At 29.7% G+C, this 24420-nt stretch carries 21 protein-coding genes; 10 read left to right on the plus strand and 11 right to left on the minus strand.

Going from position 1 to position 24420, the window contains the following annotated elements; genetic code table 11:
* Positions 1-12: 12 nt before the first annotated feature.
* Complete coding sequence (locus ACXGQT_RS02990) at positions 13-1728, plus strand: hypothetical protein (RefSeq protein ID WP_457829919.1); 1716 nt, start codon at positions 13-15, stop codon at positions 1726-1728.
* Positions 1729-1782: 54 nt separating this feature from the next.
* A complete protein-coding gene (locus tag ACXGQT_RS02995; protein WP_457829920.1) occupies positions 1783-2445 on the plus strand; it encodes a YggS family pyridoxal phosphate-dependent enzyme in 663 nt (220 codons plus the stop codon).
* A gap of 139 nt (positions 2446-2584) precedes the next feature.
* Here the strand turns inward: ACXGQT_RS02995 and ACXGQT_RS03000 are convergent, their stop codons facing one another.
* The 3 genes from ACXGQT_RS03000 to ACXGQT_RS03010 form a co-directional block, all read right to left on the minus strand.
* Positions 2585-4537, minus strand: a complete 1953-nt coding sequence (locus ACXGQT_RS03000; protein WP_457829921.1) for a M1 family metallopeptidase — start codon at positions 4535-4537, stop codon at positions 2585-2587.
* Between the two features lie 141 nt (positions 4538-4678).
* Positions 4679-5914: a multidrug effflux MFS transporter gene (locus ACXGQT_RS03005; protein ID WP_457829922.1), complete on the minus strand. Its 1236-nt coding sequence runs from the start codon at positions 5912-5914 to the stop codon at positions 4679-4681.
* An 86-nt stretch (positions 5915-6000) separates the two neighbouring features.
* On the minus strand, positions 6001-6876 hold the full coding sequence (locus ACXGQT_RS03010) for a helix-turn-helix domain-containing protein (protein ID WP_457829923.1): 876 nt from the start codon (positions 6874-6876) through the stop codon (positions 6001-6003).
* Between the two features lie 174 nt (positions 6877-7050).
* Between ACXGQT_RS03010 and ACXGQT_RS03015 the strand changes: the two genes are divergently transcribed.
* Genes ACXGQT_RS03015 through ACXGQT_RS03030 form a run of 4 tightly spaced genes read left to right on the plus strand, consistent with a single transcriptional unit; the run spans position 7051 to position 10074 of the window.
* Positions 7051-8139 carry an exonuclease domain-containing protein gene (locus ACXGQT_RS03015; RefSeq protein WP_457829924.1) on the plus strand — a complete coding sequence of 363 codons (1089 nt, stop codon included), beginning with the start codon at positions 7051-7053 and terminating at the stop codon, positions 8137-8139.
* Positions 8132-8950 carry an ion transporter gene (locus ACXGQT_RS03020; RefSeq protein WP_457829925.1) on the plus strand — a complete coding sequence of 273 codons (819 nt, stop codon included), beginning with the start codon at positions 8132-8134 and terminating at the stop codon, positions 8948-8950. Before ACXGQT_RS03015 ends, ACXGQT_RS03020 begins: the two co-directional genes overlap by 8 nt.
* 4 nt (positions 8951-8954) lie before the next feature.
* Complete coding sequence (miaA, locus tag ACXGQT_RS03025; RefSeq protein WP_457829926.1) at positions 8955-9854, plus strand: tRNA (adenosine(37)-N6)-dimethylallyltransferase MiaA; 900 nt, start codon at positions 8955-8957, stop codon at positions 9852-9854.
* A gap of 10 nt (positions 9855-9864) precedes the next feature.
* Complete coding sequence (locus ACXGQT_RS03030; protein WP_457829927.1) at positions 9865-10074, plus strand: hypothetical protein; 210 nt, start codon at positions 9865-9867, stop codon at positions 10072-10074.
* A 377-nt stretch (positions 10075-10451) separates the two neighbouring features.
* Here the strand turns inward: ACXGQT_RS03030 and glmS are convergent, their stop codons facing one another.
* Positions 10452-12296: a glutamine--fructose-6-phosphate transaminase (isomerizing) gene (gene glmS, locus ACXGQT_RS03035; protein ID WP_457829928.1), complete on the minus strand. Its 1845-nt coding sequence runs from the start codon at positions 12294-12296 to the stop codon at positions 10452-10454.
* Positions 12297-12299: 3 nt separating this feature from the next.
* Positions 12300-14291, minus strand: a complete 1992-nt coding sequence (locus ACXGQT_RS03040) for a DUF4954 family protein (RefSeq protein WP_457829929.1) — start codon at positions 14289-14291, stop codon at positions 12300-12302.
* A 232-nt stretch (positions 14292-14523) separates the two neighbouring features.
* On the opposite strand from ACXGQT_RS03040, the gene ACXGQT_RS03045 reads away from it, so the two are divergent.
* From ACXGQT_RS03045 to ACXGQT_RS03055, 3 genes are read left to right on the plus strand one after another with little or no spacing between them, the layout of a single operon-like run.
* Positions 14524-15423, plus strand: coding sequence for a UDP-2,3-diacylglucosamine diphosphatase (locus tag ACXGQT_RS03045; RefSeq protein WP_457829930.1), 900 nt, complete (start codon positions 14524-14526; stop codon positions 15421-15423).
* On the plus strand, positions 15423-16415 hold the full coding sequence (locus ACXGQT_RS03050) for a glycosyltransferase family protein (protein WP_457829931.1): 993 nt from the start codon (positions 15423-15425) through the stop codon (positions 16413-16415). Before ACXGQT_RS03045 ends, ACXGQT_RS03050 begins: the two co-directional genes overlap by 1 nt.
* A gap of 21 nt (positions 16416-16436) precedes the next feature.
* Positions 16437-16799: a DUF1304 domain-containing protein gene (locus ACXGQT_RS03055; protein WP_457829932.1), complete on the plus strand. Its 363-nt coding sequence runs from the start codon at positions 16437-16439 to the stop codon at positions 16797-16799.
* Between the two features lies 1 nt (position 16800).
* On the opposite strand, the gene ACXGQT_RS03060 is transcribed toward ACXGQT_RS03055, so the two are convergent.
* The 6 genes from ACXGQT_RS03060 to ACXGQT_RS03085 form a co-directional block, all read right to left on the minus strand.
* On the minus strand, positions 16801-17268 hold the full coding sequence (locus tag ACXGQT_RS03060; protein WP_457829933.1) for a tRNA (cytidine(34)-2'-O)-methyltransferase: 468 nt from the start codon (positions 17266-17268) through the stop codon (positions 16801-16803).
* 23 nt (positions 17269-17291) lie between these two features.
* Positions 17292-18344, minus strand: coding sequence for an acyltransferase family protein (locus ACXGQT_RS03065; RefSeq protein WP_457829934.1), 1053 nt, complete (start codon positions 18342-18344; stop codon positions 17292-17294).
* Between the two features lie 109 nt (positions 18345-18453).
* Entirely contained in the window at positions 18454-21810 is a 3357-nt protein-coding gene (gene secA, locus ACXGQT_RS03070; RefSeq protein WP_457829935.1) for a preprotein translocase subunit SecA, read from the minus strand.
* Between the two features lie 80 nt (positions 21811-21890).
* A complete protein-coding gene (locus ACXGQT_RS03075; RefSeq protein ID WP_068825177.1) occupies positions 21891-22112 on the minus strand; it encodes a DUF2795 domain-containing protein in 222 nt (73 codons plus the stop codon).
* Between the two features lie 78 nt (positions 22113-22190).
* The gene (locus tag ACXGQT_RS03080) at positions 22191-22766 is read right to left on the minus strand and encodes a cob(I)yrinic acid a,c-diamide adenosyltransferase (RefSeq protein WP_457829936.1); all 576 of its coding nucleotides are present in this window, start codon (positions 22764-22766) and stop codon (positions 22191-22193) included.
* Between the two features lie 2 nt (positions 22767-22768).
* Positions 22769-23539, minus strand: coding sequence for an O-methyltransferase (locus ACXGQT_RS03085; RefSeq protein WP_457829937.1), 771 nt, complete (start codon positions 23537-23539; stop codon positions 22769-22771).
* A gap of 98 nt (positions 23540-23637) precedes the next feature.
* Here ACXGQT_RS03085 and ACXGQT_RS03090 point away from each other — a divergent pair, with 98 nt between their 5' ends.
* Positions 23638-24417 carry a polysaccharide biosynthesis/export family protein gene (locus ACXGQT_RS03090; protein WP_457829938.1) on the plus strand — a complete coding sequence of 260 codons (780 nt, stop codon included), beginning with the start codon at positions 23638-23640 and terminating at the stop codon, positions 24415-24417.
* Positions 24418-24420: the final 3 nt, after the last annotated feature.

Raw genomic sequence — 24420 nt, forward strand, 5'->3', positions numbered from 1 at the left:
ACCAAAAAAACTATGAAAAAAGTAAAATACATTATTGTCTTATTTATTCTGTTTTATACAGTTGGATCTAGGGCTCAAGAAATGAATTATTTTAAGACTCTAAAATATCAACCAACCAATATACCTGATGAAAAAAGTGAGATTGTTTTGATAGAAAAAACTAACGATGGAGGTTTAATTACTATTCATGAAAAAACTAATGAAAATAGTTTTCGTAGTAAATCTACTTATTACATATGTTATTATAATAGTAGTTTAAAAAGAGCTAACAGAAGAGAATTAAAAATAAGTGCAGCTAATAAAATATTTTTTAACAACGATAGTTTATACTTTGTCTCTTATAAAAAAGAATTGGTACGTGATTCTATTACAACTAAAAAAATTGGACAGAATACGACAGGTATAAATTTTACTATTTTATCTGCTTCTATTGATAAATTAAATTTTACTGAGAAAAACTGGGTTTCATTAAACAAATCTAATACTGATTTAAATCTTGATAGCTTCAATTTTAATTTTCAGTTACTCGTTCAAAATAACGATATAGAAAGTCAAAAAAACCTATTATTAATATCAGAAAGTACTTTCGAACTAGACGAGAACATACTCACAAAAGATTCATTGTACATAAAAGCCACAGACACACTGAAAAGAGATAAAAAATTTGGTTTAGCTCTTAATATTAAACTCTTTAATGAAAATTTAAAAAACTGTTTAAATCGTGACGTATTTATAAAAAACAACATAGGTAAAATAAAAGTTTTAGAATCTCTAGTGGATACCAAAACAAACACTGTATATCTATTGACTGTTTCTACAGATTATCTGTCTAAAAAACTATTTTCTCCAAAAGAAGAAGGGAAAACTAAAGTACATCAACTTATAAAAATTTCATCAGATAGTATTCATTATACAACTATTGGGAATGATGAATATAATTTACCTCATATAAAAATAAAACTATTTGAAAATGAAATTATATGTGCAGGAATGTATTCTATACAAGATGATTATACATTGATGGGGTTTTATAAACTTAACATTAATAAAAAAGATTTAAGCAAAACTAGCTCTAATTACTTTAAATTTAATGAGCAATTTTTAAGCGATTGGGATAATTCTCACACCAACAATAATCTTTCTAATAATCGTAAAGGTGCTATTAATAAAAATACGACTATAACGGACTCTGGTCTTACTAGAAGAATAAACAATTTATTTTTTACCTACTTTCATATTGATGAGCATGGAAACTGTATTCTCAATTTAAATGAAAGATTAACAACAAGTCAAACTACTAGTTGGATGTCTAGTATCCCTAGTGATCCAACGTCATTGAGAATACCTATGAATTCCAAAAATGTTTATAAACACATTAGCATCATTACCACTAAAATAAGTAATAACAACAAAATTATTTGGGCTAGGAATATTAAAAACAAGGAAACAAAACAGTCTTATGGATCTATTTATACAAACAATACTAATTATATTTTTCAAAACGACACACCAAGAACTCATGCACTATATAATAGTACCGATAAAAAAGATAGAGTCAATGATTATTTGTACTATTACAAACTATCTGATAATGGGACTTTAACAAGTACTAGATTTGACCCAAGTAGAATTGAAAGAAAGACTCAATTTATTTCAGACAACAACAATAATTTATACTTATATATTGATGAAGAAAGATATTTTGAAGTCTATGAAATAACAGAATAAAACTCAATTTTATAAAGACTATTTCATTTTTTTTAACAACATAAAACTAATCAAATGAGTATTTCTCAAAACCTAGCTACAATAAAACATACAATTCCAAAGGGAGTTACTTTGGTTGCTGTTTCTAAAACCAAACCTGTCCAAGATCTTCAAGAAGCCTATAATGCGGGACAACGCATTTTTGGTGAAAATAAAATTCAGGAAATGGTAGAAAAATACGAGGTTTTGCCCAAAGATATTTCTTGGCATATGATTGGTCATTTACAGAGTAACAAGGTAAAATACATGGCTCATTTTGTGGATTTGATTCACGGTGTAGATAAGTTTTCAACTTTAAAAGAAATTGACAAACAAGCTAAAAAACACAACAGAATTATCAACTGTTTATTACAATTAAAAATAGCTGAAGAAGATTCTAAATTTGGATTATCAAAAGAAGAAATATTGGATATCTTAAATTCCGATGATTATAGCAGTTTACAAAACATTAATGTAGTCGGATTGATGGGAATGGCGAGTTTTGTAGATAATGAAAATCAAATTAAACAAGAATTTTCATCGCTAAAAACCTTTTATGACGAACTAAAAACCAAATACACGCATTTTGACACCATTTCTATGGGAATGAGTGGTGATTATGAATTGGCTATTGAACAAGGTAGTAATATGGTTCGTGTAGGGAGTGCTATTTTTGGAAATAGAAACTATAACAAATAAAAAAGCTGTCTGAAAGTGAATATTTGGTCAAACTGAACTTGTTTCAGTTTCTCATAACTACTATCATGCAATAGGTTGTGTTTCTGAAATAAATTCAGAATGACGTATTTTAATTCTTTTCAGACAGCTTATTTTTTACTTAATCTTTATAAACCATGCTTGGCCAAACATCGTTAGAGCTGTTAACATCTGGTAAAATTTTATCAGGGTCAATCTCAACTGATTTCAATTTTTTAGTTGTTTTTAATAAATAATTCCAACTATCTCCTCTTTGCCATATTTCTACAGGAATGTCTTTAATTTCAGAAGTGTCATCATCATAAGTTACTTTTAACTTAACTGGCATTGGAATATCTCCTCTGTTTTCCAAAACAATTACATAATCTCCTTTGTATGGCTGAACGTATGAAATGGCTAAATCAATATTACCTGTTCCGTAAAACCATCCTCTCCAAAACCAATTTAAGTTCTCTCCTGCTCCATTTTCCATCGCATTAAAAAAGTCTGATGGTTGTGGATGCTTATAAGCCCAATTTTTAATATATTCTTTAAAAGCATAATCAAAACGTTCTGGTCCTAAAATATATTCTCTTAACATAATTAATCCCAAACCTGGTTTTCCATAAGCTGTATTCCCTAGGTTACGAGTATTTACTATATCTGGATAAGTATCTATTCCTTCTCTATTTTTAGAATTGTAAATTCTTAAGTTTTTTCTTCCTTTAATTAAATCATTTGGATACTCTCCATTGTTAAAAGCTTTGGCACTGTAGTAATTAATAAAAGTATTAAATCCTTCATCCATCCATGGATATAAACGCTCATTAGAACCCACAATCATTGGAAACCAATTGTGACCAAATTCATGATCTGTAACTCCCCATAAACCTCTTCCTGTACTTCTAGAATTACAAAAGCTCAATCCAGGATATTCCATTCCTCCTACATTTGAAGCTACGTTTACGGCATTTGGATATGGATACTCAAACCATTTATTAGAATAGTTTTCAACAGAACCTTTTGTATATTCTGTTGAACGCCCCCAAGCATCATCACCTGATACTTCTTTAGGATATACAGATTGTGCCATAATAGTTTTCCCACTTGGTAAATTAATTTTTGCAGCATCCCAAACAAAAGCTTTAGAAGTAGCAAAAGCAACATCACGTGTATTTTCCATTTTAAAATGCCAAGTAAGTATACCTTTTTGAGTTGGACGAGTTTTATCAACATCATTTACTTCCTCTGGAGTAATAATATAAACCCTATCATCGCTTTTAGCTGCTTTAGCAAAACGATCTCTTTGAGTTGAGGTTAGTACTTCTTTATCATTCACTAAAGCACCAGAACCTACAACTACATAATCATAAGGAACAGTTACTTTATAATCATAATTACCATAATCTACATAAAACTCACCTGCTCCCAAATAAGGTTCCGTATTCCATCCTTTAACATCATCAAAAACAGCTACTCTAGGATACCATTGTGCTAATGAATATACAGTACCGTTTTCTGTAGTTAATCTTCCCATTCTATCCATTCCTGATTCAGGAATTTTATAAGTAAAATCCATACTTACCGTAGCAACACCTTTTTTAGCTACAATAGGATCGTTAAAAAAGACTTGTATTCTAGTATCAGAAATTACATGCTTTGAAGAAGCCTTACTTCTTTTGTTTGATTTTGCTTGTAGATTAGAAATATCACAACCACCATCTACATCACCTGAATAACGATTCCCCATAATTGGAGTAGTTAAGGTTCCTCTAGAAGTTTCTGTAAAACGATTTTGTTCTACATACATCCATATATAATTTAAATCATATGGACTATTGTTGTGGTAAGTTAAAATTACATGTCCGGTAATTGTATTTTTTTCTGGATCTAAAGTAGCTTCAATATTATAATCAGCTTGATTTTGCCAATATTGATCTCCTGGCTGTCCTAATGCAGACCTATAAGGACTACTTTGACGATACATAATAGGATTAAAGTCACTTTGATTGTTGGGGATTGCTTCTTGGGCTGTGACTGAGAAAACTTGCAATGCAAATAGACCTAACACAGACCAATTCATTATTTGTTTCATAAATGTGGGTATATAATATATTAATAAAAGACCTTAAAATTACGGTATTCATACTAAGTTATCAAAAGAAAAGCTTGGTTAAAAACCTGTTTTTAAACATATTCTTAACCAAGCTTACTAAAAAATTTATAAAAAGGTAGTTTAACTACATGAACTTGCCATTGCTACCGATTTATTACTTATTGCTTTGAATATTAAAAAGATGATATTCCCTATTAAAGAACAAACAAACATTCCTATTCCAATTGGCACTAAATCATTGGTATGAAAAACAGCTACCAAAGTTCCCGCTAAAAATCCTAATACAAATCTTGTAATTCCAATAGCAGCATTTGCAGCACCACTTACTTCTGGTTTGATGTCTAACAAAATAGCGGATCCATTTCCAAATATAAAACCTATACTACCAATGAACAATGCTATTAGTATAAATACATTCCAAAAAGTAACCAAATTAAACAAGGTGATGATGAATAATGAAAACCCTGAAATTAACTGAATGGTAATTCCCAATTGAAATAACTTTTTAGCCTCATAAACTCTTAATAAATAAGTATTAGAAAACGATGCTATTACATTTAATATAATACTAGTTGCAAAAATTAATGGAAAAACACTTACCTCTACATTAAAATATTCTAAATATATAAAGGAAGCACTGGTAATAAATACATACAATCCAGATACTGGGAAACATAATGCAAACAAGAAAACAACAGCGTTTCTGTCTGACAATAATATTTTATACTTAGCAACCAATTGCTTTGCTGTAATTTTATTGGTAATTTCTTTTTGGTCTCTTGACTCTGGAATTAACAAATAAAATATAACAAACAACAAAATAGCTACTGTAAACAAAAAGTAAAATACCAATTTCCAACCTTGTAAGTTAATTAAAAACCCTCCCAACACTGGAGCAAACAAAGGAACCAACATCATAATCATAGCAGTAATGGTAATTAACCTCGCAACTTGTTTTCCTTTGTACCAATCTCTTATAAATAAATTAGCTGTAACGGTAGCAAATCCACCTCCAAAGGCTTGAAAAAATCTAAGCACCAAAACCATTTCAATGGTGTCGCAAAAAGGAATGGACAAGGCTGAAAAACCATAAAGTCCAATTCCAGCCAATGCAATTTTTTTTCTACCAAAAGCATCAGACAAAGGACCACCAAAAAAATTACCAATAGCAAAACCTAAAAAATACACCGTAATAATTAACTCAATAGTATTAATTTCAACACCAAAAAAATGAGCCATTAAGGGCATTCCTGATAAAAAAGAATCTATTGCCAATGATGATAAAGCTGTAAGTGATGCAATTAAAACTGTAATTACTCCTATATTTTTGCTTTTATCTAACCTTAAACTTTTCATGTCTAACACTACTTTTATTTACAATGACAAAGTTAGGCGGTTTAAAAATTATAGAGCAATACAAAAGTATACTAAAATGATACTTTTTATGGTAGTTTTCTATAAGCTAAAGGTGTAATCTGTTGGTCTTTTTTAAAAAATTTGATAAAGTTAGTGGTTTCTTTAAACCCCATAGTATAAGCTATATCATCTATAGATTTTGTGGTTTGTACCAATAAAGATTTTGCTTTTAGAATTTGATAGTTTGTCAATACTTTTTTAGCCGATAACCCTGTTGTTTTTTTAACACATTCTGACAAATACAAAGGAGTTATACCTAATGATTTAGCATAAGAAACAATACTTTTATAACTTTCATCCTCTTGTAAAATCATCTCTTCAAAATTAGAAGTAATTTCTTCGTAACGTTTTAATTTTACATTTCCTGAATCTCCTTTTAAAATTCGGGTAATATAGTTTAATAATATCAAAAGATATGATTGAATAATTTCTTTACACTGAGGTTTGTTTTCTAAACTTTCTTTATGAATATTCTCTAAAATATTTTTAATATATAATTTTTCTTCTTTACTAATTTTATATACCGGTGTGGTATTTAGTTTAAAAAAAGGAAAGTCTTGCTGAATGTTATACTGATGTCTTTCTGGACTAAAAAACTTGGCATTAAAAAACATTACATAACCAACAGGCCTCTTAATTCTGTTTATAGATAGGGACTGCATGGGTGATGTAAAAGTAATTGCATTGTTTAAATCTTTTAAAACAGTGTGTCCTATTTGAGTTTTATTTTTATTTTCTTCGTAAAAAGAAACCTCAAAAAAACGCTTGTAGTGGGGGAAAGTTTCAATTCTTTTTTCATAATCTAATTCATCGTACCTAAAAATATAGAAATATGGAGAAATCATTTTTCTAGTTAATTTAAGTTCTTCTAAAACTTCGGCTATGGTTTCAAAAACTTTCACTTTTTGTGCTTTTACATTCTCACAAAGGTAGCAAATCAAAAAATCCTTAAAACCCTTTCAAATCTATAATTTTAACATAGTTGAATATTAGCTAACACCAATCAATTTGGATATGTTATATTTGTGACAAAACACAGGGCTCACAAAGCTTATTACTAACTGTTAATTGATTAAATGTACGCTATTCTAGACATAGAAACTACGGGAGGAAAATTTAATGAGGAAGGAATGACAGAAATTGCCATTCATAAATTTAATGGTAAAAAAGTAGTCGATAAATTTATTACGTTAGTCAATCCCGAAATCCCAATTCAGCCTTTTGTAGTTCAACTTACGGGTATCAATAATAAAATGTTGCGCAACGCTCCTAAGTTTCACGAAATAGCCAAACAGATTATAGAAATTACCGAAGACTGTGTTTTGGTTGCTCACAACTCTAGTTTTGATTACAGAATTTTAAGAAATGAGTTCAATCGTTTAGGATATAATTATACCAAAGACACCCTTTGTACGGTTGAGTTAAGCCGAAAATTAATTCCAGATCAAGAATCTTACAGTCTAGGTAAACTCTGTAAAAGTCTTGGAATTCCCATGAGTGAAAGACATAGAGCCAATGGTGATGCACTGGCAACCGTTAAGCTTTTTAAGATGCTACTCAATAAAGATTCTGATAAATCTATAATAAAAGCAAACATAAAAGCGGAAGGGAAAACCAAGAGCAAACTAAGCAATCATTTTCAAAAAATATTAGACAAAGCTCCTAGAAAAACAGGGGTTTTTTATGTACATAATGAAATTGGTGATATTATTTACATTGGAAAAAACAGAAATATTAGAACAGGAGTCAATCAAATGTTGATGCGAAAATCCAATCGTTCTAAATCCTTACAAAAAAAGATTCACGACATCACTTTTGAAGAAACAGGTAGTTTATTAATCTCTAGTATTAAAAGTCAACAAGCCATAGAAAAAAACAAACCTAGATTTAATACTGTTTCTAAAAAAAACATTCCTACCACTGTTTTTAACTCTAGCAATGCCATGTTTGTTGATAACGGAAGAGGAACTGCAGAAAAATCTATTTTTTTGTTAGAAAACGGTCAGTTAAAAGGATATGGATATGTAGAATTGGCTTACCAAATAACCCATATTGATATTGTTAGAAATCTTATTTCTCCTATTGATGATAACCTTTATAATAGAGATCAGGTTAAAAAATATTTAGACTCTGGTAAATTCAAAAAAATTATTCGTTTTGAGTAACAATCAAACTAAAACTAGAAAACAAAAATTACACGAAATTATTTATGAAGCAGATACACCTGCCGGTAAATTGTTTGATGTAATACTTTTAATACTAATTTTAATTAGTGTTCTGGTAGTGATGTTAGAAAGTGTTGTTTCCTTACAAGCAGTATACGGTCATTACTTTACAATAATAGAATGGATTATTACTATTTTATTTACCATTGAATATATTTTACGAGTATCTACTGTAGCATCTCCCTTAAAATATGTCTTTAGTGCTTATGGCCTAATTGATCTCGCTGCTACTTTACCTAAATACTTAGGTCTTTTTATAGGAAATACAGAAGCCTTGTTAGTTTTAAGATCTTTACGTTTACTAAGGGTTTTTACCATTTTAAAACTTGCCCGATATATTGGTGCTTCTAATGATTTACTCAAAGCAATTAAAGCTAGCCGAGCTAAAATTGGGGTATTTGTTTTTGCTGTAGTAGTTCTTTCTATAGTACTTGGAACTATTATGTATTTAATAGAAGGAAATGCCGATAGTGGCTTTACAAGTATTCCCAGAAGTATTTATTGGATTGTAGTTACCATGACTACCGTTGGTTATGGTGATATTGCTCCTGTTACCGCTTTAGGTCAGTTTTTTGCTACTATTGTTATGATTATGGGGTATGGAATTATTGCTGTTCCTACCGGAATTGTTTCCTCAGAATACAGCGATGCTAGAAAACATAAAATAAACACTCAAGTTTGTAATAATTGTAACGAAAACAATCATGGTGATAAAGCTAAATTTTGTCATCAATGTGGAGAAATACTTTAAATAAATGAATTATTTAATTACCGTTGTAGGCCCTACTGCTATTGGAAAAACAGCATTGAGTATTCAATTGGCTCAACACTTTAATGCTGATATTATTTCTTGTGATTCTAGACAATTTTTTAAAGAAATGACTATTGGTACTGCTGTTCCCGAATCCGAAGAATTGGCTGCAGCCACACATCATTTTATTCAGAACAAAAGCATACACGAAACCTATAGTGTTGGACATTTTGAACGTGAGGCACTACAAAAGTTAAATGAGCTTTTCTCTAAACACAATATTGTGATTATGGTTGGTGGTAGCGGATTGTATGTAGATGCTGTGATAAATGGACTAGACCACTTCCCTACCATTGATGCATCTGTTAGAGAAGAATTAAATAAAAGACTAGAAACAGAAGGTTTACAAAATCTACAAAACCAATTAAAAACATTAGACCCTGAAACTTATAACGAAATAGCCATTAATAATCCTCATCGAATTATTCGTGCTTTAGAAGTTTGTATTGGTAGCGGACAAACTTATAGTTCTTTTAAAAACAAGCCTAAAGGACCTAGAAGTTTCACTCCTATTAAAATAGGATTGACCGCCGATAGAGAAATTATTTATGACAGAATTAACCGTAGGGTTGATATAATGTTACAAAAAGGACTTTTAAGAGAGGTCAAAGAACTTTATAGCCTAAAACATTTAAACGCCTTACAAACTGTTGGTTACAGAGAGTTGTTCCAGTATTTAGATAACACTATTGATTTTGATTTTGCCATTTCTGAAATCAAAAAAAACTCAAGAAGATTTGCCAAAAGACAACTCACTTGGTTTAAAAAAGATGAAAGTACTCTCTGGTTTGATTATTTAGAAGATGTAAAAAATATTATAAACAAAATTGAAACCTCTATATAAACTTATTGCTATGAAAAAAAACAGAATTTTTATCTACTCCATAATACTTATAGGAATTATAAGTTGTAAAAAAGACAATGATGATTTTGGCATAAATAATAGTTCATTAGATTTTCAAATGAATGACTTTAGTCAATTTGAAAAGAAACTATTTGATTCTCTAGATTTTAATAAAACCAATACTTATGAAAATTTATTAAACGAAAATAAACCAATATAAGATGACGAAGGTAATCTGTCAATTGTAGATATTAATTATGATATTATTTTATATCCTAACCCCTTTCAAGATATTGTCAATTTATCATTTAGTTATCCTCGTTCTATAATCAATACCATTATTGTAAACAATAAATACGAAAAAATCATAGAATCAAGATCTCTAAAAAATTTAAAAGTAGCATATCATTTGACCGACAAACCTTCAGGTTTCTACAGACTTTATTTTGTTCTTCAAGATTCTAATTATAATATTCTTGAGTATGGAAAAGTAAATATTCATAAAAAATGATCTTTAGGATTTATTTTAGCATCTAAAAAAACAAAAAGCTATCTAAAATTTAGATAGCTTTTTTGGTTTTTAATAATCAATAAATTTTACTCCACCGTTACTGATTTTGCCAAATTTCTTGGTTGATCTACGTTACATCCTTTTAAAACAGCTACGTGATAAGAAAACAATTGCAACGGAATCACCGCTACAATTGGCTGTAACATATCAGACACTCTAGGTACTTTGAATACAAAATCTGCTGTGTGTATCATTTCACTATCATCTTCGTTTACCACAGCTATAATTGGCCCCTTACGAGCTTTTACCTCTTGCGCATTCGATACTAACTTATCGTAATATTCATTATTGGTGGCAATAATTACTGTTGGTAAAGACTCCTCAATCATAGCAATAGGTCCATGCTTCATTTCTGCTGCTGGATATCCTTCTGCATGTATGTAAGAAATTTCTTTTAATTTTAAAGCTCCTTCTAAGGCTATTGGAAAATTGATTCCTCTTCCTAAAAACAAAAAGCTTGTGGTTTTTATATAATTTTTAGCAACTGTTTTGATATGATCATCAATATTAAAAATATGATTTACCACAGAAGGAAGTGTTTTTATTTCTGCTACCAAACTATTAGCTTTTTCTTGAGTGATTTCATTTCTTTCCAATCCTAACTGAATAGCCAATAAAGAAACTACCGCAACTTGAGCAGTAAATGCTTTGGTACTGGCTACTCCAATTTCTGCTCCCGCATAAGTATAGGCTGTAAAATCGCACTCTCTTGCCATAGAAGAGTTAAACACATTACAAATACAAAAAGTAGTAGCTCCTTGTGTTTTGGAATAACGTAAAGCCGCTAAAGTATCTGCTGTTTCCCCTGACTGAGAAATAGCCATTACGATATCATCTTTGGTAATGATAGGGTTTCTATATCTAAATTCTGAAGCATATTCCACTTCAACAGGAATTCTTGCCAATTCTTCAATAATATATTCTCCTACAATTCCTGCATGCCATGAAGTACCACAAGAAACAATGATAATTCTACTTGCTTTGACTAGTTTTTCTTTTAGTTCATCTAAATTTTCAAAATGAATATTAGCATTTTCAGTATTTAAATGACTAAATAACGTATTTTTTATAGTAGAAGGCTGTTCAAAAATTTCTTTAAGCATATAATGCTCGTAATCACCTTTACTTACCTTATCTAAGTTTAAATCAAGTGTTTTTACTTTGTATTGTTTTTCAACACCATAAATGTCGGTCACTTTCATTTGCTGACCTCTTTCTAACACCACCACATCATTGTCACTTAAATACACTAAAGATTGTGTGTGTTCAATGATGGGAATGGCATCAGATGCCACATAAAACTCATTATTAGTAGCTGTTAACCCAATGGCTAGTGGACTTCCTTTTCGAGTCACTATCATTTTATTAGGTTCTTTTTTATCAATAATAGCAAGTGCATAAGCACCATTTACATTCTGCAAAGCTTTTCTTACTGCAACTTCAATAGTTAACTTGTCTTTATCTTGAATAAACTGAATATAATTTACCAAAACCTCTGTATCGGTTTGACCCAAAAAAGTAAAACCATTGTCTATTAATTCATCTTTTAAGAATTTATAGTTTTCTATAATTCCATTATGAACCAGTACAATTTCTTGGTTGTTTGATTTATGAGGGTGTGCATTTTCTTTTGTAGGCTCACCATGTGTAGCCCAACGTGTGTGTGCTATACCAATAGTTTTATTTTCTACTTTTTCATCAATACTAGCTTCTAAATTAACAACTTTACCTGGCTGTTTGTATATATGTATATCACTATCTAACACTGCAATTCCTGCACTATCATACCCCCTATATTCTAATTTTTTTAAGCCCTCAATTAAAATATCAGAAGCTTTTTTTTCTCCAATATATCCTACAATTCCACACATAACTTATTCTTTTATCTCTTTTATTTGAGCTATAATTTTATCTCCTAATTTTTCTTTTCTTTCAATGTGATTTAATATTTCTAACACTGTAGAATTACTTTCAAACTCTCCTCTTACATTTTTAAAATCGGCTAGTTTTTCTTTTTCATCACCATCTGCACCAAAACCAACATAAGAGTGTAAATTAAACTCTTTACTTGCATCTTTGTACAACATTTTATCTAAATCTACCACCGATTTTTTCCAATTATTTACAATATTAATGAATTCATCTTGTGTAATTTCATCAATATTTATGTTGTAAAAACTTTCTATTAAATCTACCGCCCAATTCCATTCGTATTCATAATAACGATTGTTGATTTGATTCAACTCCTCAATAACCTCTTCAATTGTTTTTACTTCTAGTTTTTCAACCTTATCAACAAATAAATTTAAAGCGGATATTGGACATAACAAACCACTAACATCTATCCACTTACCTTTTCCTATGTTCGATGTAGGCTTTAGTATATTTCTTAGTTCATTAATTGTTTTAATATTTTTATTTTCTACCCTACTAATAATAGAGTTTCCTAAAAATTTATTAATGACAATATTGTACATTTTTATTCCGTTGTGTAAACTAGATTTTTTTATAACCATGTCTTTATAGTTATATTCTTCTAGTTTGTCTCCTGATAAATCTAAAATAGTATTTAAATACTTTAATCCTTCTGATACTTTATGAATGGTATAGGGACTTAACAGGTTAAAATTGATAATATCCATTCTGTTATTAGAATGACGATCATCTCTCTTAGGCCATTTCTGTGCATCTCTTACGGTTCCAACACTTTTTAAGTTTGCTCCTGGAATTAAATATGATTTGTTTTTATCTTCTATTAAATAAGAAAACGGAAAATCTGAAGAATCTACATGCTGATAATGTCTCCCCATGACCAACGTAAAAGGCCCTATTTTAGAAGGCCATAACACATAAGAATCACTTGTTGTTTTAGCACCACGTTCCATAATTCCTTGATGGATTGGCCCTAATTTATACATATGATTGCTTTGGTTAGAACCACTACCTGCATTCATAAAAGAAAACAACCCTGCTATTAAAAGTGTTGATTTATGATGCGTAACCGTATAAGGTCCTGCAAAAATGGAACAAGCTTCTCCATTAAAACCTTGACAATTGGCAAAAAAGATAGAGTGTTCTATTGAATAATGCTTGTCTATTTGACAGCCTTGACCAATAAAACAATTTGTTAATATTGAAGAGTTATCTACTTTTGAGTTACTAGATATAATAAAATTAGTAGCCATTACATCGGTACCAACATAAACTGGTGCTTCATTAGTAGAATTAATACTTCCGTTAATTAATTTAGAAGCTGAATTAATATAAGCTCCATTACCAATACAAACCCCTTTAATAGTTTTTGCATTTAATATTTTAACATCATTACCTATTATTCCCGTAGTAGAAGTTACAGATTGAGTATAATCTTCAATCATTCTTTTTAACTCTTGTACCAGTACTTTTTTATGACGGTATAAAGCTAACAAGTAGGCTATTTGTGCAGATAGTTGATTAAAAATTAAAATATCTCTACCTCCTCCTTCATTAATTACATCAACACTAACACCATTACCAAAACTACACTCCCCATCTACCGCAATAATATCAACATTATCTATTAAAACATTATCTCCAATATTATAATTGGCTATATAACTTTTAACATTGTTAATAAAAGCGTTGTCTCCAATTTTACAATTGTGTAAATGAACATTTTTAATACTGTTTTGTTTAACAATACCTCCATAAAAAGTTCTATCTCCCTCAATACTACCAATGTAGTTTTTTCCAGAAAAGGTAACTGATGTTATTTTTGATATGTCAGTTGTTGGTTTTATATAAAGTTTGTCCCACTCATTAGACTGACATCCTTGTTGAATAAGTTGATCAATTTCTTCTTTAGTGATACTTCTATAATTGTTCAAAAGCTTGAGTTTTCTAAGTTCATCAAATATAAAAAATTAACACAGATCATTTTTAAAAAGACTCATCAATTCTTTACTTAAAGTAGATAAAATTAATAGAATGACAATCAATAATTTCTGTAAATAAATAGACTATATTTTAGCAAAAAACCTAAAACCAATTATTTAACTTTTAATTAAGCTAGCTTTAACAAGGATAAGATAGGTTTGCTAGAATAATTATTATTGCTTTATGCCTACAACAAAAAAGAAACACAAAAGAAAAGTAGATGTGGTCGTTGTTTCAGATATTCACTTAGGTACTTATGGCTCTAGAGCTAAAGAATTACTGAACTACTTAAAAACTATTGAACCTAAAACTTTAATTCTAAATGGTGATATTATAGATATTTGGCAGTTTAAAAAAAGTTACTTTCCAAAACCTCACATGAAAGTTATTAAATATATTACTTCACTAGTAACCAAAGGAACTGAAGTATATTATATTACAGGAAACCATGATGAAATGCTTAGAAAATTTGTTGGTTTTCAAATAGGAAACTTTCAACTAGTCAACAAACTAGTGTTAGAGTTAGATGGCAAAAAGGCTTGGTTTTTTCACGGAGACGTTTTTGATGTGACCATGCAACATTCTAAATGGTTAGCAAAACTAGGAGGAGTTGGTTATGATTTGTTAATACTGATAAACACTTTTGTAAACTGGATTAGCGAAAACATTTTAGGAAAAGGTAGAATTTCTTTTTCTAAAAAGATAAAAAACAGTGTTAAATCGGCTGTAAAACACATCAATAATTTTGAAGACACTGCTGCTGATATTGCTTTTTTAAATGAGTATGATTATGTGATTTGTGGACATATCCATCAGCCTCAACACAGAACAATTGTGAATGACAAAAATCAATCTGTAGAATATTTAAATTCAGGAGATTGGATAGAAAATTTAACGGCTCTTGAGTATCACAAAAAAAAGTGGACTATTTATCATTATCAAGAAGATGAAATTGCTCAAAAATTAAATCCAACAGATCACGATCAAGAGAATGATTTGGGTAAAGCCGATTTAAAAAACAAAGACTTATTTCAGCAATTAATGCAAGAAATGAATGTTATTGACAAAAAACTTTTACCATAATGAAAGTTTTATATGCAATACAAGGGACTGGTAATGGACATTTAAGTAGAGCTAGGGATATTATACCTATTTTACAAAAAAAAGTAGATTTAGATATATTGGTTAGTGGTGTACAGGCTGATGTAAAATTGCCTTTTACCATAAAGTACCAACTAAATGGATTAAGTTTTATTTTTGGAAAAAAAGGAGGAGTTGATTTATGGAAAACAGTTAAAAATTCTGATTTTAATAAATTCAGAAAAGAGATGAATAAAATCAACATCCAACAATATGATTTGGTGATTAATGATTTTGAACCCCTTTCTGCTTGGGCTTCTAAATTAAATGACATTCCTTGTGTTTCTATGAGTCACCAAGCAGCCGTAAAAGCCAAAGAAAGTCCAAAACCTAAGAAAAGAGATTATGTAGGAGAACGCATTTTAAAACGCTATGCCCCTACCACAAATTATTATGGATTTCATTTCAAAAAATACAATTCAAATATTTTCACTCCTGTAATTCGTAAAGAAATTAGAAATTTAAATTCTACATCTGGAAATCATTATACTGTTTACTTACCTGCTTATGGTGATGAAAAATTAATTTCTTTTTTTAATCAGTTTAAAGAAACAAATTGGCAAGTTTTTTCTAAACACACTAAAAAGGCCTATAAAAATGGAAATGTAAGCATAACTCCTATAGACAATACTGCATTTATTAAAAGTTTTGAAACCTGTAAAGGGATTATTTGTGGTGCTGGCTTTGAAACACCTGCCGAAGCTTTGTATCTTAAAAAAAAGTTACTTGTTGTTCCCATGAAAAATCAATACGAACAACAATGTAATGCACAAGCATTGTTAGAATTGGGTGTTCCTGTTGTTAAAAAAATAAAAAACAAACATGTTCAACTAGTTCACGAATGGATTGCGGAAGAACAATTTATACCTGTAGATTACACAGATGAAACAGAAGAAATAATTGATATGATATTATCTAAATATACTTATCTTTAAAAGTATTAAAATCTATAATTCATGGACATTGTTTCAAAAATTTTAATTCTTTTAGTCGCTATAGAGCATTTATACATCCTGTATTTTGAAATGTTTGCTTGGGAAACCATTGGCAAAAAAACGTTTAAGACAATTCCGGAAAACTTATTTACTCCAACCAAAGGATTGGCTGCTAATCAAGGATTGTACAATGGTTTTTTAGCTGCAGGACTAATATGGTCTTTGTTGATTAGCAACATAGAATGGTCTAACAATATTAGTGTTTTCTTTTTAGGTTGTGTTATTATTGCTGGTATTTACGGAGCGATCTCTGCTAGCAAAAAAATATTTGTAACGCAAGCGCTTCCTGCAATTATAGCGATGATTTTTGTTTTTCTTAAATAAACTAAAACGCTAATTGCCTTATAGATTCTCCTAAAACCATTGCAACTGCATTTCCTAAATTAAAACTTCTAATAGGTCCTGGAAAAGGAATAGTTCTTAATTGATTCGCATATTTTTCCTGAATTTCAATAGGCAATCCCTCTGCTTCTTTTCCAAAAAACAACCAATCTCCCTCTTCAAAATTAGTTTGGTAAATAGACGTTGATGCTCTGGCAGATAATAAAAACATTCTCTCTTTATTATTTATCAACTTTAATAAATCATTCAAAGATTCGTGAATGGTAAGATCTAAATCTTTCCAATAATCCAATCCAGCCCTTTTTACTCTTGTATCTGTAATTTCAAATCCCAAAGGTTTAACCAAATGTAATTTTGCGTTACACCCTACACAAAGTCTTCCTATATTCCCCGTATTATTTGGGATTTGTGGATGTACTAAAACAATATTCAGCTTCTTATTTCTTATCATATTTATTTAAAACATTAATAAACTTAGGAACCAATTAAATATCTACTCTTATTATTAAATACTTTTTTTATAAGCATAACAAGCAATAGTGAAATAAAAATTATAATAATACTAGACCCCAAATAAATACAAAAACTATAATTATTCATAAAAGATGGGGATATAAATTTATTTAAAACAATACCATAGGCATACATAACATACCCATGAATAAAAAACATACCAAAACTATATTTTGCTACTATATTTAAAAAAGGGATTTTAATAGATTCTAATTTATGAAGTATTACGAACAAGAAAATTGATAATAAAATTTTTTGTAAAATCATCAAATCAAATCCTTCAAACTTAAATGGCGATTTAAAAGAATTTCCGTTACTATTAAAATATATTTGAAAAAACACAAAAATTAAAAACCCACAGAATAATAACAATTCCTTTTTTTTAAATTTACGATATAAATATTCTTTATTCATAGAGCATATAATACCTATTAAATATACAGGAGTATAATAAAACACAGCCTGAATTGCTTTGAAGATATAACCAGTATTAGGTCTATGAACTAAAACTGAAATAAACAAAAAAATCAAAGTAATTATAATTTGTTGTTTTGTTTTTAATTTATTTATAAATAAAACATGAAGTGGAGAGGTTAAAAACAACAACATAACAAACGGAACATACCAATAAGCTACTATATGGCTACCTGTTACATAATAAAAAAGAATGGTTTTAATATAACTTAAATTATCATTTATACTAACATCTAAAGTATCAATATATATTTTATACAAAATAAATAAGATCGCTGCAATAGACATTAATAAGTATGGCAATAATACATACTTAATTTTGTTACCTAAAAATTGTTTGAATTTATATTTTTCACAAAATACATGATGAAATAAAAACCCTGATATAAATACAAAAGGAGTTGAACTACCTACAATTGTATTATAAATAAAAAGTTCAAATACTGAACTAGGATTATACTCTACTAAATAAAAAACATGACTAGAAATAACAAAAATTATAGCAATTGCTCTAAAATAATTTAATGACTGTAAATACATTTATTATATATAAATTAAAAAAAATCTTTAATAAAGTATTAAAGAAACTCAAAAAAATTTTAGAAAAAGAAAACCCGATGAATAAAAATCCATCAGGTTCCTTTATTTTTTATGCCAATCCTGTAATAACCCACTTACCTGTTTCTAACAAAGGAATAGCTTGTTTAAACTTGGTTTCTTTTTTCTCACCAGTTTGTACATTCTGAATGATTACTTTATCATTTCTACCAATTTTTGGCTGTTCTCTCACCATTGTTTCTGGTCTAGCCTGCTCTGGCGATTGAGAATTCTGAATAGCTTGTCTGTTTGCTGCCTCTGACGAATTTAAAACTTCTTGCTTTGAAATTTGAACATTTTGTTGTGTTCTTTGTTCTTTAGCTTCAGATATTTGTTGGTTGCTTTCTGGCAACTCACCTTTAAACAAGAATGATAAAACTTCTTTATTTATTTTATCCAACATCTTTTTGAATAATTCAAAAGCTTCAAACTTATAAATTAACAAAGGATCTTTTTGCTCGTAAGATGCATTTTGAACAGATTGTTTTAAATCATCCATTTTACGTAAATGATCTTTCCACTCATCATCAATAATCGCTAAGGTGATGTTTTTCTCAAAATCAGAAATTAACTCTGCACCTTCAGATTCATATGATTTTTTTAAGTCAGTAACAACTCTTAAAGTCTTAACACCATCACTAAAAGGAACTACAATACGCTCATATCTATCTCCCTCGTTTTCAAATACGTTTTTAATAATTGGATAAGCTGTATTGGCGTTTCTAGCCATTTTATCTGAGTAGTGTTTCATGACTACTTCATATAACTTATCAGACAGTTCTTGTGGTTGTGTATTGCTAAACTCTTCTTCTGTAAAAGGAGAACTCATAGAAGTACTTACAATTAACTCAAACTCAAAATTTTTAAAGTCATTGGTTAATTTATTATCATCTACTATAGATGCACAAGCATCGTAAATCATATTAGCAATATCTACTTGTAAACGTTTACCGTCTAAAGCATGACGTCTACGCTTGTACACTACTTCACGCTGAGAGTTCATAATATCATCATATTCTAACAAACGCTTACGAATACCAAAGTTGTTTTCTTCAACTTTTTTCTGTGCTCTTTCAATAGACTTGGTAATCATAGAGTGTTGAATAACTTCTCCTTCTTCTAACCCCATTCTATCCATCATTTTGGCAATTCTATCAGAACCAAACAAACGCATTAAGTTATCTTCTAAAGATACGTAGAATTGAGAAGAACCTACATCACCTTGACGACCTGCACGACCACGTAACTGACGGTCTACACGACGAGAATCGTGACGTTCTGTACCTATAATAGCCAAACCACCTGCTGCTTTTACTTCTTCAGACAATTTAATATCGGTACCACGACCTGCCATGTTGGTTGCAATAGTTACAATTCCTGGCTTACCAGCTTCTGCAACAATATCTGCTTCTTTTTTGTGTAATTTAGCGTTTAATACATTGTGTTTAATTTTTCTGATAGATAACATTCTACCTAATAATTCAGAAATTTCTACAGAGGTTGTACCCACTAAGACTGGCCTACCTGCTTCTACTAATTTTACAATATCTTCTATAACAGCATTGTACTTTTCGCGCTGTGTCTTATAAATTAAATCTTCTTTGTCTTCTCTTGCAATAGGTTTGTTGGTTGGAATTTCAACTACATCCAATTCATAAATTTGCCAAAATTCTCCAGCTTCTGTAATCGCAGTACCCGTCATACCAGAAAGTTTGCGATACATTCTAAAGTAATTTTGTAAAGTTACTGTTGCGTATGTTTGAGAAGCTGCTTCAATTTTAACATTTTCTTTGGCTTCAATTGCTTGGTGTAAACCATCAGAATAACGACGTCCTTCCATAATACGTCCTGTTTGTTCATCAACAATCTTTACCTTGTTATCCATAACCACATACTCTGTGTCTTTTTCAAACAAAGTATAGGCTTTTAACAATTGATTTAAAGTGTGAATTCTTTCACTTTTAATGCTAAAATCTCTATATAATTCTTCTTTTTGTTCTACTTTTTCTTCATCAGAAATATCTGAACTATCTATTTGTCCTATTTTTATTCCGATATCAGGTAATAGGAAAAAATCACCTCCTTGATCTCCTGATAGAGTGGCAATTCCTTTTTCTGTTAACTCAATAGAATTGTTTTTTTCTTCAATCACAAAATACAATTCTTTATCTACCACAGGCATTTCTTTGTTATTATCTGCCATGTAGTGGTTTTCCGTTTTTTGTAACAACTGCTTAATTCCTTCTTGAGACAAGAATTTAATCAACGCTTTGTTTTTAGGTAAACCTCTATAAACTCTTAATAATTGAAAAGCTCCTTCTTTGGTATCTCCTTCTTTGATTAATTTTTTAGCATTTGCTAAAACTCCAACCAAATATTTACTTTGTAAAGCAACAATATCTGCAACTTTAGGTTTTAACTCGTTAAATTCATGTCTATCTCCATCTTGAACTTGACCAGAAATAATTAATGGTGTACGAGCATCATCAATTAACACAGAATCTACTTCATCAACAATGGCATAATTTGGTTTACGTTGTACCAAATCTTTTAAAGTACTAGCCATGTTATCACGCAAATAATCAAAACCAAATTCGTTATTTGTTCCGTAAGTTATATCTGCATTATAAGCTTTTCTACGAGCATCAGAATTTGGTTGGTGATGATCTATACAGTCAATTGTTAAACCATGGAACTGAAACAAAGGTGCCATCCAAGCGCTATCACGTTTTGCCAAATAATCGTTTACGGTTACAACGTGTACTCCTTTTCCTGATAGTGCGTTTAAGTAGATTGGTAAGGTTGCCACTAACGTCTTACCTTCCCCTGTCATCATTTCGGCAATTTTACCTTGATGTAATACAGAACCTCCAATTAACTGAACATCATAATGAACCATATTCCAAGTTACTTGTGTTCCTGATGCATCCCATGAGTTATGCCAAACCGCTTTATCTTCACCAAGTAATTCTACATATTCTTTGTCTGCAGATAATTCTCTGTCAAATGTAGTAGCAGTTACTTCTATTTGGGTGTTTTCTGTAAAACGTCTTGCTGTTTCTTTAATGACAGCAAAAGCTTCCGCTTGAATTTGATTTAATACTTTTTCTGAAGCTTGATATGCTTGATCTTGTAAAGCATCTATTTGGTTGTAAATAGCTTCTTTACCATCAATAGGAGCATTTTTTGCTTTCTCTTCTAACGCAGTAATTTCTTCTTCAATAGTTTTGGTTTCTGCCGCTATTAAATCTTTAAACTCAACTGTTTTAGCCCTTAATTCATCAATAGATAATTTTTTAAAAGCTTCTTCAAAAGCTCTTACTTCCCCCACTATTGGTTTTAATAATTTTAAATCTTTTTGTTGTTTGTCTCCAACAAATACTTTTAACACTGAGTCTAATATGCCCATCATTTATTGTTTTATGTCTTGAAATTAAATAAAAAAAAGCCTCTTAATTGAGACTTTTTTTTATTTAATATTCAAATATTTTAATATTCTTCTTCGTTCCAAAGATAATCTTCTTCAGTAGGATAATCTGGCCATATTTCTACGATATCATCGTAAATTTCACCTTCATCCTCTAAACTTTGTAAATTTTCTACAACTTCTAGTGGAGCTCCCGTTCTAATTGCAAAATCTATCAATTCATCTTTTGAAGCTGGCCAAGGTGCATCTGCTAAATAGTTAGCTAATTCTAAAGTCCAATACATTTCTTTATCAAATTATAATTATTGCAAAAATAATTTTTTAATTAAAAAAGTCAAGTTTTTTTTCGTTTTTTAAAGAACTTATTTCTTTTTAGCCGGAATCCACTTTACTTCATCCGCTTGTAATTGTTTTGACAACATTCGTGCCAACACAAATAAGTAGTCTGACAACCTATTTAAATACTTAAGAATACCTGAATTGACAGCCTCTTGTGTTTGTAATAAAACACAGATACGCTCTGCTCTACGACAGATTGTTCTTGCAACATGACAGTGTGACACAGCTATGTTTCCTCCCGGTAAAATAAAATGTGTCATTGGTGCTAATAGCCCATCAAGAGCATCAATTTCTTTTTCTAAAACAGCAATCTCTTTTTCTCCAAAAACATCTAATTTTAACCTGTTTTCACCATTTTTTAGAGTTTCACTCTCTTTGGGAGTGGCTAAAAAAGCTCCAACAACAAATAATTCTTGCTGAATATTTGTTAAAAACATTTTATGGTGTAGGTCTATATCTTGATCTCTTAACAAACCTATGTACGAATTTAATTCATCTACCGTTCCATAAGCATCAATTCTAATATGCGATTTAGAAACTCTTTTTCCTCCAAATAACGAAGTTTCTCCTGCATCGCCTGTTTTTGTATAAATTTTCATTGTTAAAACCTTATTTTAAAATGTTCCTTTTCTTGTTCTCTTCTAAAAAAAACCAAACCCCATTGAAATAAATCTACCGTGACTTTAACTTCTGGATGGTTTTTAATCTCTCCCCATGCTTGTTCCATTTCATTAGACCAATAAATATCATCAAAAATAAAAACCGAATTATTGTGTTTGGCTTTTAAACATTCTTTAAAATATTCCAGTGTAGGTTCTTTTTGATGATTGCCGTCAAAGTAAATTAAATCGTATTTTTTATTAGATGTTAAAGCAGGAATAACCTCTTTAAAATCTCCTTGATATGTAGTGATTTGTGAATCTACTTCATACTTTTTAAATTGATTTACAGCTACATTTAAAGTTTCTTTACAGCCTTCAACAGTATCTATTTTAACATTCAAATTATCTAAAACTACAGCATAAGTTCCTACTCCTACAGAAGTTCCCAACTCTAACACATTGTTAATTTCTAAATAATTAACTAACCTATTTAACAGCAATCCGTATTTTTCACTAACACTTACTTTGCTAATCAAATCGGATATTTTTCTTTGGTTGTTTTTAAAAACTCTAGACCCTGCACCAAAATCAGTAATGGTAATTATTTGTTTAGATTGTTTTAAACAATCTCTATACCCCCTGTATTTACGTATAATATTTTTAGACGATTTTTTATAAATACATTCCGTAACCAAACCATAAATAAATGGAGAATGAACACCATGTTGATTGGTTGCTTTTGTTAAAAACTTTATATACTTTTTAATCATAAATAACAATAAAAACAGCTGTAAAAGTAAAGCAAATTAAAATTAGATACTCAAATTTATAGTTTTATATTTGTGCTTAGAGCCATTATTATAGTTAAATGAAAAAACTCCTTATTGCCTTTCTGTCTATTCCTTTTTTAATTTCTTGCGTTAGTAACAAAAGAACTACTTATTTACAAGGAAGTACTACTGAAGAAATTTACAATTTACAACACAAGACTTTTAAAACTCAGGTTAATGATATTCTTATTATTAAAGTAAATTCAAAAGATGAGGAATTAACAAATTTCTTTAACTCTTTAGCTGAGGGAGGACAACAAACAGGTGGTGTAATGAATATAAACCCATATTTATCTGGATACAGAATTGATCCTCATGGAAATATAAGACTACCTTATATTGGAGAAATGAATGTTTTAGGATATTCTACTGATGAAATTAGAATTAACATTGAAAAAGAACTTGCTAAGTATATACAAAATAAAGACAGTTTTTTTGTTGATGTTAAGTATGCTGGAATTAAATACACCATTATAGGACAAATAGAAAAACCAGGAACGAGTTATTTAATGCAGTACGAAGCCAATATTATTGATGCCATTGCAAATTCTGGAGACATTACTGAATATGGTAACAGAACCAATATAGAAGTTATTAGACAAGAAGAAAATGGATTAAAAAAGTACGAAATAGACCTTACCGATATTAAAACATTTAATTCTGATGTTTTTTTAATTAAAAACAACGATATTATTAATATTAAACCTATTAAGCAAAAACCAATTGGTTTAGGTACTACCGGATTAAGTGTGTTTAATACTATTTTATCAACATTTACTGTTGCTATAACTACTTATTTATTCATTAATTCACTATAAAAC

The sequence above is a fragment of the Wenyingzhuangia sp. IMCC45467 genome (genome assembly GCF_054111205.1).

Bases quoted from the DNA above. Each gene is read 5' to 3' on its own strand.
- ACXGQT_RS03050 (WP_457829931.1), top strand. From the start codon at position 15,423: ATGAAAGTTTTATATGCAATACAAGGGACTGGTAATGGACATTTAAGT.
- ACXGQT_RS03065 (WP_457829934.1), bottom strand. From the start codon at position 18,344: ATGTATTTACAGTCATTAAATTATTTTAGAGCAATTGCTATAATTTTT.
- ACXGQT_RS03080 (WP_457829936.1), bottom strand. From the start codon at position 22,766: ATGAAAATTTATACAAAAACAGGCGATGCAGGAGAAACTTCGTTATTT.
- ACXGQT_RS02990 (WP_457829919.1), top strand. From the start codon at position 13: ATGAAAAAAGTAAAATACATTATTGTCTTATTTATTCTGTTTTATACA.
- ACXGQT_RS03005 (WP_457829922.1), bottom strand. From the start codon at position 5,914: ATGAAAAGTTTAAGGTTAGATAAAAGCAAAAATATAGGAGTAATTACA.
- ACXGQT_RS03045 (WP_457829930.1), top strand. From the start codon at position 14,524: ATGCCTACAACAAAAAAGAAACACAAAAGAAAAGTAGATGTGGTCGTT.
- secA (WP_457829935.1), bottom strand. From the start codon at position 21,810: ATGGGCATATTAGACTCAGTGTTAAAAGTATTTGTTGGAGACAAACAA.
- ACXGQT_RS03015 (WP_457829924.1), top strand. From the start codon at position 7,051: ATGTACGCTATTCTAGACATAGAAACTACGGGAGGAAAATTTAATGAG.
- ACXGQT_RS03000 (WP_457829921.1), bottom strand. From the start codon at position 4,537: ATGAAACAAATAATGAATTGGTCTGTGTTAGGTCTATTTGCATTGCAA.
- ACXGQT_RS03075 (WP_068825177.1), bottom strand. From the start codon at position 22,112: ATGTATTGGACTTTAGAATTAGCTAACTATTTAGCAGATGCACCTTGG.
- ACXGQT_RS03090 (WP_457829938.1), top strand. From the start codon at position 23,638: ATGAAAAAACTCCTTATTGCCTTTCTGTCTATTCCTTTTTTAATTTCT.
- ACXGQT_RS03030 (WP_457829927.1), top strand. From the start codon at position 9,865: ATGAAAAAAAACAGAATTTTTATCTACTCCATAATACTTATAGGAATT.
- miaA (WP_457829926.1), top strand. From the start codon at position 8,955: ATGAATTATTTAATTACCGTTGTAGGCCCTACTGCTATTGGAAAAACA.
- ACXGQT_RS03060 (WP_457829933.1), bottom strand. From the start codon at position 17,268: ATGATAAGAAATAAGAAGCTGAATATTGTTTTAGTACATCCACAAATC.
- ACXGQT_RS02995 (WP_457829920.1), top strand. From the start codon at position 1,783: ATGAGTATTTCTCAAAACCTAGCTACAATAAAACATACAATTCCAAAG.
- ACXGQT_RS03055 (WP_457829932.1), top strand. From the start codon at position 16,437: ATGGACATTGTTTCAAAAATTTTAATTCTTTTAGTCGCTATAGAGCAT.
- glmS (WP_457829928.1), bottom strand. From the start codon at position 12,296: ATGTGTGGAATTGTAGGATATATTGGAGAAAAAAAAGCTTCTGATATT.
- ACXGQT_RS03085 (WP_457829937.1), bottom strand. From the start codon at position 23,539: ATGATTAAAAAGTATATAAAGTTTTTAACAAAAGCAACCAATCAACAT.